11 protein-coding genes are annotated in these 16767 nt (G+C 59.7%); 5 read left to right on the top strand and 6 right to left on the bottom strand.

The window, feature by feature from the left end; translation table 11 throughout:
• Positions 1-92: 92 nt before the first annotated feature.
• The gene (locus AC3A5O_RS02975) at positions 93-5090 is read right to left on the bottom strand and encodes a dermonecrotic toxin domain-containing protein (protein ID WP_487752833.1); all 4998 of its coding nucleotides are present in this window, start codon (positions 5088-5090) and stop codon (positions 93-95) included.
• A 127-nt stretch (positions 5091-5217) separates the two neighbouring features.
• Positions 5218-6117, bottom strand: coding sequence for a homocysteine S-methyltransferase family protein (locus AC3A5O_RS02970; RefSeq protein WP_122567629.1), 900 nt, complete (start codon positions 6115-6117; stop codon positions 5218-5220).
• 113 nt (positions 6118-6230) lie between these two features.
• Here AC3A5O_RS02970 and AC3A5O_RS02965 point away from each other — a divergent pair, with 113 nt between their 5' ends.
• The 3 genes from AC3A5O_RS02965 to AC3A5O_RS02955 all read left to right on the top strand — a co-directional run bounded on the left by AC3A5O_RS02965 (position 6231) and on the right by AC3A5O_RS02955 (position 10227).
• Positions 6231-7052 carry an ABC transporter substrate-binding protein gene (locus AC3A5O_RS02965; protein ID WP_305491369.1) on the top strand — a complete coding sequence of 274 codons (822 nt, stop codon included), beginning with the start codon at positions 6231-6233 and terminating at the stop codon, positions 7050-7052.
• Positions 7049-7882, top strand: coding sequence for an amino acid ABC transporter permease (locus AC3A5O_RS02960; protein ID WP_024619059.1), 834 nt, complete (start codon positions 7049-7051; stop codon positions 7880-7882). The genes AC3A5O_RS02965 and AC3A5O_RS02960 overlap by 4 nt, the downstream gene beginning before the upstream one ends.
• A gap of 494 nt (positions 7883-8376) precedes the next feature.
• On the top strand, positions 8377-10227 hold the full coding sequence (locus AC3A5O_RS02955; RefSeq protein WP_487752832.1) for an autotransporter outer membrane beta-barrel domain-containing protein: 1851 nt from the start codon (positions 8377-8379) through the stop codon (positions 10225-10227).
• A 72-nt stretch (positions 10228-10299) separates the two neighbouring features.
• Here AC3A5O_RS02955 and oadA read toward each other — a convergent pair whose 3' ends face one another.
• Both oadA and AC3A5O_RS02945 read right to left on the bottom strand, forming a co-directional pair.
• Entirely contained in the window at positions 10300-12108 is a 1809-nt protein-coding gene (oadA, locus tag AC3A5O_RS02950; RefSeq protein ID WP_122567633.1) for a sodium-extruding oxaloacetate decarboxylase subunit alpha, read from the bottom strand.
• A gap of 12 nt (positions 12109-12120) precedes the next feature.
• Positions 12121-13536 (bottom strand): acetyl-CoA carboxylase biotin carboxylase subunit, encoded by a 1416-nt coding sequence (locus AC3A5O_RS02945; protein WP_025216234.1) that lies wholly within the window; start codon positions 13534-13536, stop codon positions 12121-12123.
• A 187-nt stretch (positions 13537-13723) separates the two neighbouring features.
• Here AC3A5O_RS02945 and AC3A5O_RS02940 point away from each other — a divergent pair, with 187 nt between their 5' ends.
• On the top strand, positions 13724-14686 hold the full coding sequence (locus AC3A5O_RS02940) for a LysR family transcriptional regulator (RefSeq protein ID WP_122567634.1): 963 nt from the start codon (positions 13724-13726) through the stop codon (positions 14684-14686).
• Here the strand turns inward: AC3A5O_RS02940 and AC3A5O_RS02935 are convergent.
• Both AC3A5O_RS02935 and hexR read right to left on the bottom strand, forming a co-directional pair.
• Positions 14628-14837 carry a PA3496 family putative envelope integrity protein gene (locus tag AC3A5O_RS02935; protein ID WP_487752831.1) on the bottom strand — a complete coding sequence of 70 codons (210 nt, stop codon included), beginning with the start codon at positions 14835-14837 and terminating at the stop codon, positions 14628-14630. The genes AC3A5O_RS02940 and AC3A5O_RS02935 overlap by 59 nt on opposite strands.
• Positions 14838-15153: 316 nt before the next feature.
• Positions 15154-16020 (bottom strand): transcriptional regulator HexR, encoded by an 867-nt coding sequence (gene hexR, locus AC3A5O_RS02930; protein ID WP_003187110.1) that lies wholly within the window; start codon positions 16018-16020, stop codon positions 15154-15156.
• A 431-nt stretch (positions 16021-16451) separates the two neighbouring features.
• Between hexR and AC3A5O_RS02925 the strand changes: the two genes are divergently transcribed.
• Positions 16452-16766, top strand: a complete 315-nt coding sequence (locus tag AC3A5O_RS02925; protein ID WP_487752830.1) for a hypothetical protein — start codon at positions 16452-16454, stop codon at positions 16764-16766.
• The last annotated feature ends 1 nt before the right edge of the window (position 16767 follow it).

The following is a 16767-nucleotide window of genomic DNA, read 5'->3' as shown; positions in this document are numbered from 1 at the left end:
GCGGACTGTAATCCCCTCGCCACGGTTATTGGCTGGAAACCCAATACCCGCCACACCACCACCCCTGTGGCGAGGGCCCTTGTTACGGTACATCACTCGGGTATCGGCGTTTTGCGTGTAGCCAGGAATGATCGAAGCGATTCGGGGGTCACCCCCGGTCCGACGTATTGCCAGGCCCAGTCCGGTATCGTTCCATGACGACTCAGGTAAAGCGCGAGCGTCAGGCGGCTGTGTTCGGCAAGCGTTCCTGGAAAGTCAAAGTTGTGCAGAAATGCCAGCACCTGTCTCGGGGTCACGTTATAAGCGCTGAGAATAACCTGATGGGCGCGGGCTTCATCGGCGGCAAGGCTGTCGATCAACGCGTTGCTGAACGCCGACTCGGAACTCAGCGAATCAGGCCGCGCCAGTGTTTGCCGGATATTCTCATCGCTGAATTGCGGCCCCACCAGGTCTTCCCAGATTCGCCAGGCGCTACGCGCTGAGATACCGGGCATGGTTTGAATGGATTGCCAGAGGTACGGGATCTCGAACAAAACCGCGATCCGGCTGTTGGGAACCCTCTGCCCTGTCATGGTGAACAAACCCGTGGCATTCGACATATTGCTCTTATCGAGATAACGCACGCCTTGGAGAAAATCCCAAAACTCCACTAATTCATTCTGACGGTAAACAAGGTTGCGTAGATTGCTATCACTGAACGGCCCCATCCAATCAATGTCAATGCGGCCCCATCTCACCAACTCTTGATAACGGCTGCTGGCATATTCGGCAATGATTTGAAGTCGCGTGTTATTCAATGCCGGATTACGTATCCATGCCGCAAGATTCTTCACCGGAAACAGGCCGCCCAAATTGGAACCGATCACGGGACTGCGCAGCAGGATCTGGGCCCGCCTCAACAAGGCGGGGTGACGCCCGAGGGTCACAGTGAGCAGGTCCGTGAGGTCCTCGACCCTGTCGTAGTATTTGAACTGGTCCATCAGATCATCGTCGTCGATGACCTTGCCCGTTTCATGCTCGTATCGACTACTCACTTTTTCGAGATCATCGTGATCTACCAGATACTTACCATCGAGTAGTTCTTCGAGCTGATCGGGATTGAGCCGACCATGCACGGCTTCATCGTATTTGACGAAGGCCATGTCATTGCGAGGATGATGGTCTGTCAGGTCACGGGCCCTGATACCGTACTCAAGCATGATGTGCACCACGTCCTGAGTGAGCATGAGGTATTCATTATTGAGCAGCTCGGCGATTTCCCGACTGTTGATGGGCTGCAGCAGCACATCCTCGAAGAACGCCTGCAAGGCCTGGTCCTTTTGCGCGTAATACGGAATGCTGCTCAGCGCCAGGATTCCCGGCGGGCGGGGTGATAAAAATTTCCCGATGTATTGCAGGATCTCCGGCGGCAAGTCAGCCACTTGGGCCTGGTTCAATACCCTGCGCTCCATTTCTCTTACATACAGGTCCAAGTAATTGCGCAGCGGCTGGAACAAGCCATTTGGATTGTCACCGCCATAGATGATTCGGGTGAGATCGAGCACGGCCGACTCGTCCATGATATCTGCCAGCGTCCGTGCATTATCAGAGAGCGCTTGCTGAAGCCCGGAGGGTTGCGCCACCAGGTAGTCGCCCACCTCCGGGTGCAGATCGATGTAATCGGCCAGGTCGTTGCGCAATCCCTGCATCGAAAACCTCTCCGACGCCAGCCCCTCGTTCAGTCCCCGGGCGGTGGCATTGAAGAAGCAGTCTCCGTTGGCATCGAACTCGACGACCTCTTCCCCCAACATCAGGTTGTAATGGTTCTCACCGATTCGGCTCAAAACGACATCGGTGTCTGATCGAAGCGGATGATTAATCTCCGGATAAGCCCGTTCACTCTGTCCCGGCGTAAAACGCACTGACCAGTCTTGACGGTCCGGTCTTTGCTCGATGATCAACAAGCTGCGGTTGCGTGGCCAATTCGGCAGCCGGGTAATGAGGGCCGGGACCAGATCCATGATCTCGACGTCCCACTCGCCAGACGTGCGCACCAGATCGGCAGCGGTGCGAGACGATGTGGCAGACCTCTTGGGATTCGAGGGGCCTGGCTGAGGGGACGTCGCCCGCGAACGCTTGCCACCGCCCCAACCATGGCCTACCGAGCGCCACTCCCCATCGGGCATCCGCGCCACGGTACTTCTGCTCACGCCACTGGAGCGGATGCTCAACCCCGTGACAGGGTCGACGATGTTGGCCTCGGTGGTCCTCAACCGCGTATGGTCGTGCACCCGGAACACCGTCCCGTCGGGTTGCCGCACATACACCGGACGGGTCACGCTCCCCGTGGCGTTCTGCGTGATCGTGGGGCGATAAAACCCCTGGGGATCCGGGGTGACGCCTTGCAGCAGCGAGGTATCCGTCACCGCATAACGGCGATAGAGCGCCTCCTCCAGCGGCAGCCCGCCCAGTGCTTCGGCCTGGTTTGGGCGAGCCGTCATCGCCAGGAAAGTGGACCGGCCGCGTACCGGCACGCTCACTCCACCGGCCAGCCCTTTCTGCACATGGTTTGCCACGCGATCGACGAACGCCAGGGTGGGCAGGTTCGTGGGCACGGCACCGGTCCTGAGCACCAGCAGACCTGTGTTGATGGCGCGCTTGAGCATCTGGAAACCGGGCACCAGCAGCAGCCCGGCCAAGTCAAAAATGATCTCGACCGTCATCATCGCCAGCTTCGCCGCAGTTTGATGACTGATATCCCGGTTGCTGTTGGAGCGGTGATCCGCGTAGGCGCTTTGGAAGTCGACGTAGGCTCGGTGGAGCTCTTCAAAAAGATCGCCATTGAGCAACACCCCACGAACCAGCGGACGACCGCCCTGCTGCCCCAATGAACGCTTTATCTGCGTGGGGTCCAGCGTGGAAATACGCGAATGGAAATACGCCTGCCATTCCTTTTTCGGCAACAGCTCGACAATACCGTCGCTCAGGTCGGCGAACTCACGAAAATCATCGCCACCGGGGCTGTCCGGGAAATAAACGCCCACGGTGCCCTGGATATCCGGGCCGTCCTGATCGGAAAAAATCAACACACCATCGATACTGACTGCATTGTTTAGCGCATCTAGTTGCCCACCAGCCCCCACGCTGCCGCCCAGCACCAGGCCATGGACACAGACCTTGCGCCCATCGACCCAGGTACGCCCCGCCGCTGTCGGCGAACGCAGCACCGTGTCCAGCCAGAAAGCCACCCGCTTGCGTGACCTCGGTGGGTCGAAAGCCTTATCGAGCACGGTGGCCTTGAACACCTCGTCGCCCCTGAGCGAAGCCTCGTAACCCTTGAATTGCAAATTAGCCAGATACGCCGCCTGCCAGGCGGCCTTGTAGCGAGGTTTATTCATCTCCTTGCGCAGCAGGGTTTCATAACGGCCCCCGATATCAAGTTGGTTCGCCATCTCGGCCAGTTGCTTGCCCGTCAGCGTGACAAAAAAGCCATTGGCCGGGTGTTTGACACGTTGGCCATGTCGATCGAGCAGATAAACCGGCAAGACTTCCCTCATCGCATTCGGGTATTGATGCGGGCGCAGGTTATCGAGCATCAACTGGGTCAGGCTGCTGGTGCGGAACTGGCTCGGACGGGCGCTGCCGCCCTGGAACAGCGTGACCATGGTGTTGTCCGGGTCCGGCTCAATGCCCGGGTTCACGGTGCGCTCAAGGTACTGCCTGATCTGCTGGCGCGCGAACTGCAGCAGCGTCTGCACACCGCCGCCCAAGGCGTAGACCGCCTTGAATACCTGCCCCTCCAGGCGACGATAGTGGGCCTGCTCGGAACGGGTCGCGGCCCGGTAGAAACCCGGACGATTGTTTTCCACCAGGGTTTGCTGGCGCACCGCCAGGGGCCCGGTCAATGACAACATGGGCAGGCCCAGCGCACTTTCCGCACGCTGCGCGAAGGTGTTCAACGGGACCGTCTCGTTGCCTGGCGCATTCAGGACCGTTTCCAGGGCAGCGCTTTGCAACTGCAGCAGGTCATCGGCCGCGACTTCGAATACATGCCCGGACAGCTCGGAGGAAATGTCGAGGATCGTGCGCTCCTGCCCGTCGTGGGTCGGCTGCACATTGCTGATCAGGTCCTGGACAGAACGGAAGCGCTGTATCCCGCCTTCCAGGGAGTACAGGAACAATGTCAGGCGATCGGTAAACTTGATCACCATCGCCGCGGGCCATTTCTGCGGCGCGGCCGTGCCCATGTCCAGCATCACGCTGTAGACATGGGGGATGGGGGCCAGCAGCAACCGGTCTCGGTCCGCCTTGGCGGGATGGGTGGTGATGATGTCCAGCAAGCGATCTTCATCTTTCTGCTGGATGCGCTCACTCGGTGTGAGTCCGCTGGCCGGCCCCCGATCGACTTTGTACAGATTGAAAAAATGCAGGAATCGCAGGGAAAGCCAATGCGCGAAAGCCGCAGCCGTGGTGGGCAGCTCAAGGGTGTCTTCGCGGTAGTGGCGATTGCGAAACTGGGTCAAGTCGTCGCGAAACTGGCGCTTCACGCGTTCATTCGTGGTGGGGTTGGCGAGATAGAGCACCGCCTCCATGGCCCGTAGATCCTGTAAATCCAGCGGGCCGACAAACAGACTGTCGGCCTCCTTCACCGAGTCTGGACGAGTGAAGAAGCCCACGCCGCCGTCCGTGTAGGTCGCGGGCGTGTCCGCCTGCAAGCATCGCCACAGGACGTCGGTAAAACTCTCCGAGGCCGTCAGTGCACGCCCACCGTTCGAGTCAGCCTTGAAGTGGCCCACATAGCAGAAGTCCGGATCGATCTCCGCAGGTCGTGAGGCCCGTAACTTGTGCGAGGGGATCTTGGTTTGCAGCGTGTCGACCAGCAAACGCTTGAGCACGGTGTCGAACGTGGGAAGGCCGGCGAACAGACGTGCCAGTTTCGCCTGGTTGGTGTCCAGCAAGCCCAATAACCTGGCCTGCTCTTTTCCCTTGGGGCTGAGCAGGTCGCCTTGAGCCGCGCTGTCGAGGCCGCTGGGTAACACGTCGGTGGGTTTAAGGGAGACAACAGGGGTATTCGATGGCGCGCCTAGCTCATGTTCGGGAAAAATAGACATTCAAAGGTCCGGTTTTGATTGAGAAAACCGGACCCTATCCCGTCGTCGAAGCGCGAATGACATACATATGTATAGGCATCGCCGAGCAAGCGACGAGAATCGTAAGCTTGGATGTCCTGTCGGCAGCTCAGTCCAGCTGTTGCGCCAACACGGCAATATGCTCCGGCCCGATCCCGCAGCAGCCGCCCAGGTGATTGGCCCCGCGCTTGCGCCAGTCCGCCGCCCATTGCAGATAACCCGGTGGGTCGAGGTCTTCGCGCAACGGGTCCAATCCGTCGTTGGCCGTCGCTTCCTTCGGTTGCGGCGGGAAGGCGTTGGCGTAGGCACCGATGTCGATCTTCACCCCCAAGCGCTCGAAGGTGTCCCGCGCCGCATCGATGGCCGCGCCGATCACTTCCGGTTGGCTGCAGTTGAACAGCAGCACTTCGACGCCCAGTTCGGCCGCCACCGCCGCAGCGTCCGCCACCGGCTCGCCGGAGCGCAGGCGTGGCACTTCATCGGTGTCTTCGTCTTTCAGGGTGAACGACAGCCAGAACGGCTTGCCGTCTTTCGGCAGGCCGGCGTGAATCGCCCGCGCTTCGACCGTGGAGCTTTGGGTCTCGGCGAGCCACAGGTCGACATGGGACGCCAGGCCGTTCACCAGGGGCGCCAGCAGTTCACTGGCGCGGGAAGCGTCGAACAGGTCCGGCCGATAGGAACCGAACAGCGGCGGCAATGACCCGGCCACCCGCACCGCTTTGCCTGAAGCCTGTACCGCCCGTTGCGCCAACTCGCCAGCCAGCGCAGCCAAGGCCTGGCCTTCGGCGGCGAAACGCGTTTCGCCAATATGGAACGGCACCACCGCATAGCTGTTGCTGGTGATCACCTGGGCGCCGCTGGCAATGTAGGCCGCGTGCACGGCTTCAACCGCCTGGGGCGCTTCGCTCAAGGCCAGGGCCGACCACTCAGGCTGCCGGAACGGCGCGCCCCGGCGTTGCAGTTCGCGGCCCATGCCGCCATCGAGAATAACTGTCGTTCCTGCGCCCATATGCGATTCACTCATAAGCTTATGAAAAATACTCACTACCGGAGTTGTTCTTATAACTATTTAATACGCACCATTCAGAGAACTACAACTTATTTTTCTAACAGGGCCTTCCCATGAAATTACCACCATTGCTGGCCCTGGGCCTGACGCTGCTGACCGCCGCTTCGCAAGCATTCGCCGGTGCCACGCTGGATCGCATCGAACAGAAAAAAGAGCTGGTCGGCGTGCTGATGGAAAGCTATCCACCCTTCTCGTTCCTCAATGACCAGAACCAGCTCGACGGTTTTGACGTGGACGTCGCCAAGGCCGTGGCGCAGAAACTGGGGGTGAAGCTGCGCCTGGAGACGCCGTCCTGGGACGTGATCGCGGCCGGTCACTGGAGCGGGCGCTATGACATCTGCATCTGCTCCATGACGCCGAGCAAGGCCCGCGCCGAAGTGTTCGATTTCCCGGTGCAATACTACGCCTCGCCCGCGGTGATCGTGGTTAACGCCAAGGATGACCGTATCCACGGCGCCAAGGACTTGAGCGGCAAGAAGGTCGGCCTCACCAGCGCCTCCAGCTACGAGAGTTACCTGAACAAGAACCTGGTGATCGAAGGCGCCGAGGATACCCAACTGAGCTACCCGTTCGAGGACGTGCAGATCGCTCCGTACGACACCGACAACGTGGCGTTCCAGGACCTGGGCCTGGGCGCCGGCGTGCGCCTGGATGCGGTGCTGACCAACCTGGTGACCGCACAGCCGCGCCTGACCGAAGACAAGCGCTTCAAACTGGCCGGCGAGTCGCTCTACTCCGAACCGAACTCGGTGGCCATCGAAAAGGGCGATGCGCAGTGGAACAGCAAGGTGCGTGAAGTCTTTGCCCAGTTGAAACAGGACGGCACCTTGAGCAAACTCTCGCAGAAATGGATCGGCGCCGACATCACCCAATGACTTCTTTTCCACCCCCTCAGCCACCGCCACCGGTGGCTGAATCACGCCTGCAAAAAATCTTCGGTTTTCGTACCCGGCTGTACCTGACCTGGGCGGCCATGCTGGTGCTGTTCGCGAGTTTCTTCCTGAGCTTCGACCTGAAGTTCTCCATTATCCTCGACAAACTGCCGAACCTGCTGGGTGTGCACCTGGCGCCCAATGGCTTTTTGCAGGGTGCGGTGCTGACGTTGTTTCTGTGCCTGTGCTCGATCGTTGCGTCGTCATTGCTGGGCTTCATCACCGCCCTGGCGCGGCTGTCCAGCAGCGCGGTGGCATTCGGCATCGCCAGTTTCTACGCGTCGTTCTTTCGCGGCACGCCCCTGCTGATCCAGATCCTGTTGATCTACTTGGGCCTGCCCCAACTGGGCGTGGTCCCAGGTGCGATTGCCGCCGGGATCATCGCTCTGTCGTTGAACTACGGCGCCTACCTGAGCGAGATCTTCCGCGCCGGCATCCTCGGTGTCCCCAACGGCCAACGCGAAGCCTCCCTCGCCCTGGGCCTGAGCGAAACCGTGATCTTCTGGCGCGTCACCCTGCCCCAGGCCATGCGCACCATCATCCCGCCGACCACCAACCAGTTCATCTCCATGCTCAAGGACTCTTCGTTGATCTCGGTGATGGGGGTTTGGGAGGTGATGTTCTTGGCGCAGTCTTATGGTCGCTCCAGCTATCGGTATATCGAGATGCTGACGACGGCGGCGATTATTTACTGGTTGATGTCCATTGCGTTGGAGCTGATTCAAGCGCGGATGGAGCGGCATTATGGGAAGGCTTATCTGAATAATCGTTGAGCTGAGGTGGGATTTTAAGGTCGCCTGACGTGCAGCCGAATCGCTAGCAAGTGAAGCTTGGAGATCACACCCACCGATGCCCCCCCAACACTTCCAGCGCATCGCAACCATCCTGCAACAACAGATGCGCGGCGTTGGCGAAATACTCCAGGTCATAACCCTAATGCTGCCGCGTCCGACCAAATTTGATCTGCATGACCTGTAGACGCCCCTCAGACTTCAATCAAACAGAAAGATCTACACATGCTGTAGGGCAATGCCTCAGTCCATGGAAGCCACCGCAACGATGCCTTGGTCGCAGCAAAGGCAGCCTACAGATTTCATCCGCTGTGTCTTGCCCACCGCAAGGAGATGGCTGGCATCGCGTTCCGGGGTGAATTTTTAAAGTGCGGGTTCCCTTTATGAGAGACCGCACGATGCCTACCCCACCTGTGTACCCACTCCGACACCTCGCCCTGGCGATTGCCTTGGCGCTCGGTTGCGCCGATGTTTCGATGGCCCGTCAATCGACCCATGATGCTGTTGCTCCCCCCTCTGAAACAGCCCCCCAGCCGCAAACCCAACCCGAAAATTCGACCAAGGCGTCCAGCAGACCGCCCAAGTTCACGACTATGGAAGGCGAATGGTCGCGCGACATCAGTTTCAGCCATAAAGGCCGGGTTGCGGCGGACACCCAATTTCGCAACCTCGGCCAAATTGGTGCCGAAATAGAGGTTGCCGGCGACTTTCAGAACGAGGGAAGCGTGAGCAAGTCTGTTTTCGTGGACCAGACTGGCACGTTTAGCGGTCCTGGCACCGTCAACGCGCTGAAGGTGCAAGGCCAGTTGGCGGTCGACCCCGAGAGAGGGGCGCCTACGATCAAAAGAAATCTTGAATTGGCGCCAGGCGCAACATTGCTCTACGGCATCCATCCAAACGGCGGCAGCGCCACGATCAAAGTCGGCGGCACCGCGAAACTGGGCAATGCATCGCTGAAAATCGTCAACGTGCCCGGTGAATACATCGGCACCAGCAATCACGTCGTGATCGATGCAAAGAAGGTGGATGGAGAGTTCGGGGCGATCGTCAATGAACTTGCGTTCATGACAGCGACGGTGGACTACACCGCAAAACAGGTGGGCCTGACCTACACACGTAATGAAGTTCCGTTTGAAGATGCAGCAACCACGGACAACGCACGAAAATTCGTGGCCAGTATCGAGGAGCCGCAACAGGTGGCACCGCCAGAGCCAAGCCCCATTGTCGCCCCGGCCATCGCTCAGGTGTCTGCGGTTAAGCCAGACAACCATGGCGCGACACACATTCCCACCGAACCACCAAGAACCATCAATACCGCAGCACAACCCAATACCGCCATCAATGCCCTCCTCGGCACCAATATGATTACGGCGGCCAACGCCATCGATCAACTGAGTGGCTACCACACCGCTGAACTGGGCAACGCCACCTTGAGCAGCGTCGCACCGACCAGCACCGGCGTGCTCTCGGCCATGGACTCGACACAAGCAGGAAACACACGGGGCGACGGTCAGGTCTGGGTCCAGGCCATCGGTAACAACGGCCGCCTCGCCAAGCAATTGGGCAGCTATGCCCTTAAACATTCGACAAAGGGCCTGATGCTGGGAACCGACTGGGCCATCAGCCCCAATTGGCGACTGGGCATCATCGGCAGCAAGACCCAGACACGACTGGACAGCTATCAATTCGACGGAGCACTCGACAGTTGGCTCGTAGGTGCCTATGCCTTGCGCCAGGACGGTCCGCTGGCGCTGCGCCTGGGCGCTGTTTATGGCAATCATGACGGCAGCACCAAGCGCCATGTCGTGTTCAATGGATTCAGGGACCGCCTCAAGGGTCGTTACAACGCCACAACGCAACAGGTCTTTGGACAGGTCGGCTACAACCTGGACGTCGGACAATTCGATATAGAGCCCTACGTCCAAGTGGGCTACCAACGCTATCAACGCGACGCCTACTCGGAAAAAGGTGGCGACGCCGCGTTGCAGTACAACGGCCAAACCCAGGAACACTACAACAGCGAACTGGGCCTGCGCCTCGCCCGTCCTTTTGTCTTCGACCAAGGCATGCGATTGACGCCGCGCGTCGATGTCGGCTGGAAACACCTATACGGCGACATCAGGGGCAGCTCCCATCAACGCCTGGCTAACGGCGGCAATGTCTACCTCATCAAAGGAGTCGAGCTGGACCGCGACAGCCTTCTCTTGCAAGCAGGACTGGACCTGGCCGTATCGCCACGTCATACCCTGGGACTGAACTACAGCGGCGAAACAGGGCAGGACAACCGCAACGGTGCGCTGATGGGGCAGTGGCGAATGATGTTCTGACCTTCTCGCGGGCAAAAAAAAAGGGGAGCACATGCCCCCCCGAGGTTAAAACGTTGTATCGAGGCTGTTCAGTCAGCCTTCGATCTCGATCAGGATCTCGCCCGGGTTGACCCGGTCGCCCTTGGCTACATGAATGGCGGTGACCTTACCGGCGATGGCCGCCTGCACTTCGGTTTCCATCTTCATGGCTTCAGTGATCAGCACCGCTTGGCCGGCCTTCACCACGTCGCCCTCCTTGACCAGGACATCGACGATGTTGCCCGGCATGGTGGTGCTGACATGGCCCGGCGCAGTGGCTTGCTTGCGCTTGCTGCTGCCGCCGCTGACAAACTCATTGAGCGGTTCGAACACGACCTCTTCCGGCATGCCATCGATGGACAGGTAGAAGTGACGCTTGCCTTCGGCCTTGACGCCTACACCAGTGATGTCGACGCGGTAGGTTTCGCCGTGAACGTCGATGACGAACTCGGTCGGCACGCCTTCGCCGCCCGCGGAGCTGACGCTGCCCGCCTCGGGGATCGGCAGCAGCACTTCCGGAGTCAGGGTGCCGGCGTCGCGTTCTTCGAGGAACTTGCGACCGATGTCCGGGAACATGGCATAGGTCAGCACGTCCTCTTCGGACTTGGCCAGCGCACCGATTTCGCCACGCAGCTTGGTCATTTCCGGCTTGAGCAAATCGGCCGGACGCACGTCGATCACCTCTTCGCTGCCGATGGCCTGGCGACGCAGCTTTTCACTCACCGAACCCGGCGCCTTGCCGTAGCCGCCCTGCAGGTAGAGCTTCACTTCGTTGGTGATGGTCTTGTAGCGCTCACCGGCCAACACGTTGAAGAACGCCTGGGTGCCGACGATCTGCGAGGTCGGGGTCACCAGCGGCGGGAAGCCGAGGTCTTCGCGCACGCGCGGGATCTCCGCCAGCACTTCGTTCATTCGGTTCAGTGCGCCCTGCTCTTTCAACTGGTTGGCGAGGTTGGAAATCATCCCGCCCGGTACCTGGTTGACCTGGACGCGGGTGTCTACGGCGGTGAACTCGCTTTCGAACTGGTGGTACTTCTTGCGTACGGCGTAGAAGTACAGGCCAATTTCCTGCAACAGCTCCAGGTCCAGCCCCGTGTCGAACTCACTGCCTTTAAGGGCCGCGACCATCGACTCGGTGCCCGGATGGCTGGTGCCCCAGGCGAAGCTGGAGATCGCGGTGTCAATGTGATCGGCACCGTTTTCGATAGCCTTGAGCTGGCACATCGCGGCCAGGCCGGCGGTGTCGTGGGAGTGGATGAACACCGGCAACGATTGCTCGGCCTTCAGCGCTTTCACCAGTTCGCCGGTGGCATACGGGGTCAGCAGGCCGGCCATGTCCTTGATCGCCACCGAGTCGCAACCCATGGCTTCCATCTGCTTGGCCTGGGCCACGAACGCGTCGATGGTGTGCACTGGGCTGGTGGTGTAGGCGATGGTGCCCTGGGCGTGCTTGCCGGCGGCCTTCACCGCCTCGATGGCGACCCGCAGGTTACGCACGTCGTTCATCGCATCGAAAATACGGAACACGTCGATGCCGTTGACCGCAGCCTTGGCCACGAACGCCTTGACCACGTCATCGCTGTAATGGCGATAGCCCAGCAGGTTCTGGCCGCGCAGCAGCATTTGCAAGCGAGTGTTGGGCAGCGCCGCGCGCAGTTGGCGCAGGCGCTCCCACGGGTCTTCCTTCAGAAAGCGCACGCAGGCGTCGAATGTCGCGCCGCCCCAGACTTCCAGCGACCAATAGCCAACTTTGTCGAGCTTGTCGCAGATCGGCAGCATGTCTTCGGTGCGCATGCGGGTGGCAAGCAGCGATTGGTGGGCGTCGCGCAGGATTGTGTCGGTAACAAAGATCTTCTTGGACATGGTCATACTTCCTTACAGGCCTGCGTGGGCGGCAATGGCGGCGGCGATGGCCAGGGCCAGCTCTTCGGGTTTGCGCTTGATCGAGTAGTTGGTCAGCTCAGGGTGGCTTTCAACGAAGCTGGTATTGAACTGACCGCTGCGGAATTCCGGATTGCGCAGAATCTCCTGGTAATACGCGGCGGTGGTCTTGACCCCCTGCAGGCGCATGTCATCCAGGGCTCGCAGGCCACGGTCCATCGCTTCTTCCCAGGTCAACGCCCAGACCACCAGCTTCAGGCACATCGAATCGTAGAACGGCGGAATGGTGTAGCCGGTGTAGATCGCTGTGTCGGTGCGCACACCCGGGCCGCCAGGGGCGTAGTAGCGGGTGATCTTGCCGAAGCTGGGCAGGAAGTTGTTTTTCGGGTCCTCGGCGTTGATACGGAACTGCAACGCAAAACCCCGGTGCAAGATGTCTTCCTGCTTGACCGACAGCGGCAACCCGGAGGCGATGCGGATCTGTTCGCGAACGATGTCGATACCGGTGATTTCTTCGGTGATGGTGTGTTCCACCTGCACCCGGGTGTTCATCTCCATGAAATACACCTCGCCTTCGGCGAGCAGGAACTCCACGGTGCCGGCGTTCTCGTAGCCCACTGCCTTGGCGGCGCGCACCGACAGATCGCCGATGTAGGCGCGCTGCTCGGGGGTCAGTTGCGGGCTCGGGGCGATTTCGATCAGCTTCTGGTTGCGGCGCTGGATCGAGCAGTCGCGTTCGAACAGGTGCACTACGTTGCCGAAACTGTCACCCAGGATCTGCGCTTCGATGTGCTTGGGATTGACGATACATTTTTCCAGGAACACTTCCGCCGAACCGAATGCCTTGGTGGCTTCGGAGATGACTCGCGGGAAGGCCTGTTCGAGTTCTTCGCGGCTGTTGCAACGACGGATACCGCGACCGCCGCCGCCAGACGTGGCCTTGAGCATCACCGGGTAACCGATCCGATCACCTTCGGTCAGCGCCTCTTCAATGCCCGATACGTTGCCTTCGGTGCCCGGCGTGACCGGCACACCGGCCTTGATCATGCTGCGGCGCGCTTCGGTCTTGTCGCCCATGCGACGAATGACTTCCGCCGAGGGGCCTATGAATTTGATGCCGCGTTCAGCGCAGATGTCCGCCAGCTCGGCGTTTTCCGAAAGGAAACCGTAGCCGGGGTGCAAGGCATCGCAGCCGGTTTCCACCGCCAGGTTCACCAGTTTGCGCGGGTTGAGGTAGCCGGCCAGCGGATCGGCACCGATGCTGTGGGCCTCGTCCGCACGCTTGACATGCAACGCATGGCGGTCCGCGTCGGAGTAGACCGCGACCGAGCGAATGCCCATCTCGGCGCAAGCGCGCACGATGCGGACGGCAATCTCACCACGGTTGGCGATCAGGATCTTTGTTATCAATTGGAGGTTCCCTTGAGCCGGTGATACCACGGCCTGGGTTCCAGGCCGACGCGTGACCAGATGTAACAATTGGTCGCAGCTCCACACTAGTCCTGGCTGGGGATTAACAAAAATGAATAATTATTGGGTCATGCATAAGCAAAGACTTATAGTTGCGCTATTCGTCTCACTCCAGAGTGCTTAGGAAATGCGTAAGTCATTGATGCGTATGACATTGCGTCAATTGCAGATTTTCAACGAGGTGTGCGACCTGAGGTCTTACAGCCGTGCAGCCGACGAAATGTCTCTCACACAACCGGCCGTTAGCCTACAGATTCGATCCCTGGAAGAGCTGATTGGCCAGCCCTTGTTCGAGTATGTCGGCAAAAAACTCTACATGACCGAAGCCGCCGAAGCCCTGCAACGTGCCAGCCGAGACATCTTCGGGCGCCTGGAAAACCTCGATATGCAGCTCTCGGACATGCAGGGTTCGCTGCAAGGCCAATTGAAGCTGGCGGTGGAGTCCAGCGCCAAGTACTTCGTCCCGCACCTGTTCGCTGCGTTCAAGCGCCAGCATCCGGAGGTCAACCTGAACCTCACGGTGGTCAATCGCGGCCAGGTCATCCGACGCCTCTCGGACAACCGTGACGACCTGGTGATCATGTCCATGGTGCCCCAGGACATGGGCCTGGAGTTCCTGCCCTTTCTCAACAATCCGATCGTCGCCGTGGCGCCGCCCGATCATCCGCTGTGCCACCTGGGTCCGCTGCGCTTGCAGGACCTGGAGCCCTACACGCTGCTGGTGCGCGAACCGGGGTCCGGCACGCGGCTGGCCTGCGAGGAATACTTCAAGGAGAAACGGGTGCACTTCACCCAGACGCTGGAAGTGGCGTCGGCGGAGGCCCAGCGCGAGTGCGTGGTCGCCGGGCTGGGCGTGGCGTTGTTGACGCGCCACGCCGTGAGCCGGGAACTGTCGTCCGGCGCACTCATCGAGTTGCCGGTGGAGGAATTGCCGCTATACCGCAGTTGGTGCCTGGTGCAGGCCAGGGCCAAGCGCCTGTCACCGGTAGCCCACGCCTTCCTGGCGTTCGTACGCGGCGAGCGCGCTCAGATCATCGGCCTGGTTGAGCGTTTCGACGGGAAGCCGCCGGTGCTGCCTGCCAGTAATTGAACTCTGCCGCGTCAGGAAATTCGCTGATCTCGGCCAAGAGCTGGCGCTGTTCATAGCGGTCTTCGATGGCACGACGGAACGCCATGCGGCGCTGGTCTTCCTGCTGACGACGGGTTTTGACGGCGCTGCGTTCTTCGTAGGACTGGGTCATGTCGAGACTCCCAAGACGTATACGGGAGCTTTACGATGACGGCGCGGGATGACGGTTTGGCGGCGCGAGGGTTACAGAACGATGAATTCGGGCAAACGCACCTTCTGTGCCGAACAATGCTACTCACTTAAGGCGCGCCCGATTCATTGTGGCGAGGGGATTTATCCCCGTTGGGCTGCGCAGCAGACCTCAGCTTTTCTTGTGTGCCAGGTGATTTTTAATGGCTGCTCGAGGGGCTGCTTCGCAGCCCAGCGGGGCGGTGCGACGTTTCGCTAAATCCCCTCGCCACAGAAGTCCCCAACTTCAAGACCAGCGGTCAGTCGTCCAGCGCCTTCACCGACTTGGGCGACAGCCGCAAGCTGCGAAGGCTGCGCTTCACGCTCTTGAGGTGGTTGACCAGGCTCGGGCCACGGGCCATGGCGACGCCCATTGCCAATACGTCGATCACCACCAAGTGGGCGATGCGTGAGGTCAGTGGCGTATAGATCTCGGTGTCTTCATGCACGTCGATGGCCAGGTTCACTGTGGAAAGCTCAGCCAGTGGCGTCTGGCTCGGGCACAAGGTGATCAGCGAGGCCCCGCTTTCGCGCACCAGGTTCGCGGTGATCAGCAGATCCTTGGAACGCCCCGATTGGGAAATGCAGATCGCCACATCGGTGGGCTTCAAGGTCACCGCCGACATGGCCTGCATGTGCGGATCGGAATAGGCCGCTGCCGTCAGCAGCAACCGGAAGAACTTGTGCTGGGCATCGGCCGCCACCGCGCCCGAAGCACCGAAGCCATAGAACTCGACACGCTGGGCCTGGGACATGGCCGTGACAGCTTTTTGCAATGCCACCGGGTCGAGCTTCTCGCGAACCTCCATCAGCGTATGCAGGGTGGTGTCGAAGATTTTCAGGCTGTAGTCCGCCACTGAGTCATCTTCATGGATCGCAAACTGACCGAAGCTCGCGCCGGCGGCCAGGCTTTGCGCCAGTTTGAGTTTCAAGTCCTGGAAACCCGAGCAACCGATGGCCCGGCAGAAGCGCACGATGGTCGGTTCGCTGATGCCGACGCTGTGGGCAAGATCGGCCATGGAGCTATGCATCACGGCCGCAGGATCAAGCAGTACATGATCGGCGACTTTCAGCTCCGACTTGCGCAGCAAGTGGCGTGACTGGGCGATGTGTTGCAACAGGTTCAAGGGGCTGGACTCTTGTTATGGGCAGATGCCGGGATGTAGCAAGCTTGTAGTTATACTACAAGAATTGGCGCTTTGCCCGTCCAAAACGTAACTGGATTGCCTCGCGGCCCCTTTGTTTTGGCCGAGGATCGCCAGATGTAGCAGCCTGTGTCGTGGCGCAGACCCTCTGTGTCGCCGATCCGCTGATTTCCAAGCGCGACCTGAACCTCTGACTGGCGAAAAATCGTTTAATCAATCACTGACTACTGACTATCCCCCAACAACCTATCCCAGCCGTAATAGACAATAGACCTCAACGAAGAACCTGTTAACTCATCATCGACTAACTTCTACTTACAATACCAATCTCAATTCCCCCAGACACTATCCAGTCGAAATCGATATATTGGCTCCCGCAGGACGCAATCAACTTAACTACAGGAGTTACTATCATGACCATCACAACTAAAGAGTGGACCGCACAAATCGATCGCATGCCAGGTACCGCTTCTTTCCGTACCTTTGGCACTGTAACCGTACCCCACACGGGCATTACGCCAAAGCTGGTACGAAGCCAAATGCAGGACAAGTCCTTCGATCTGCGACTGGAATTGAAACTCGAACATTCCAACGAAATTTCGCTGCCGGTCATCACCGACAAAGTCGTCGAGTACAAAGTGCTGGGCGAATCTCATGTCACCGGCGTGAGCATTTTTTTCGAAGATCAGCTGCTGCACCACATCGATGAAGTACTAGTGACCAACTAAG

Source organism: Pseudomonas sp. Soil_N_39 (genome assembly GCF_057655955.1).
This window is presented reverse-complemented; position numbering and strand designations above follow the sequence as displayed.

Excerpts from the sequence above, each read along its gene's own strand:
- AC3A5O_RS02975 (WP_487752833.1), bottom strand. The coding sequence starts at position 5,090 with ATGTCTATTTTTCCCGAACATGAGCTAGGCGCGCCATCGAATACCCCT.
- AC3A5O_RS02970 (WP_122567629.1), bottom strand. The coding sequence starts at position 6,117 with ATGGGCGCAGGAACGACAGTTATTCTCGATGGCGGCATGGGCCGCGAA.
- AC3A5O_RS02965 (WP_305491369.1), top strand. The coding sequence starts at position 6,231 with ATGAAATTACCACCATTGCTGGCCCTGGGCCTGACGCTGCTGACCGCC.
- AC3A5O_RS02960 (WP_024619059.1), top strand. The coding sequence starts at position 7,049 with ATGACTTCTTTTCCACCCCCTCAGCCACCGCCACCGGTGGCTGAATCA.
- AC3A5O_RS02955 (WP_487752832.1), top strand. The coding sequence starts at position 8,377 with ATGGCCCGTCAATCGACCCATGATGCTGTTGCTCCCCCCTCTGAAACA.
- oadA (WP_122567633.1), bottom strand. The coding sequence starts at position 12,108 with ATGTCCAAGAAGATCTTTGTTACCGACACAATCCTGCGCGACGCCCAC.
- AC3A5O_RS02940 (WP_122567634.1), top strand. The coding sequence starts at position 13,724 with ATGCGTAAGTCATTGATGCGTATGACATTGCGTCAATTGCAGATTTTC.
- AC3A5O_RS02935 (WP_487752831.1), bottom strand. The coding sequence starts at position 14,837 with ATGACCCAGTCCTACGAAGAACGCAGCGCCGTCAAAACCCGTCGTCAG.
- AC3A5O_RS02925 (WP_487752830.1), top strand. The coding sequence starts at position 16,452 with ATGACCATCACAACTAAAGAGTGGACCGCACAAATCGATCGCATGCCA.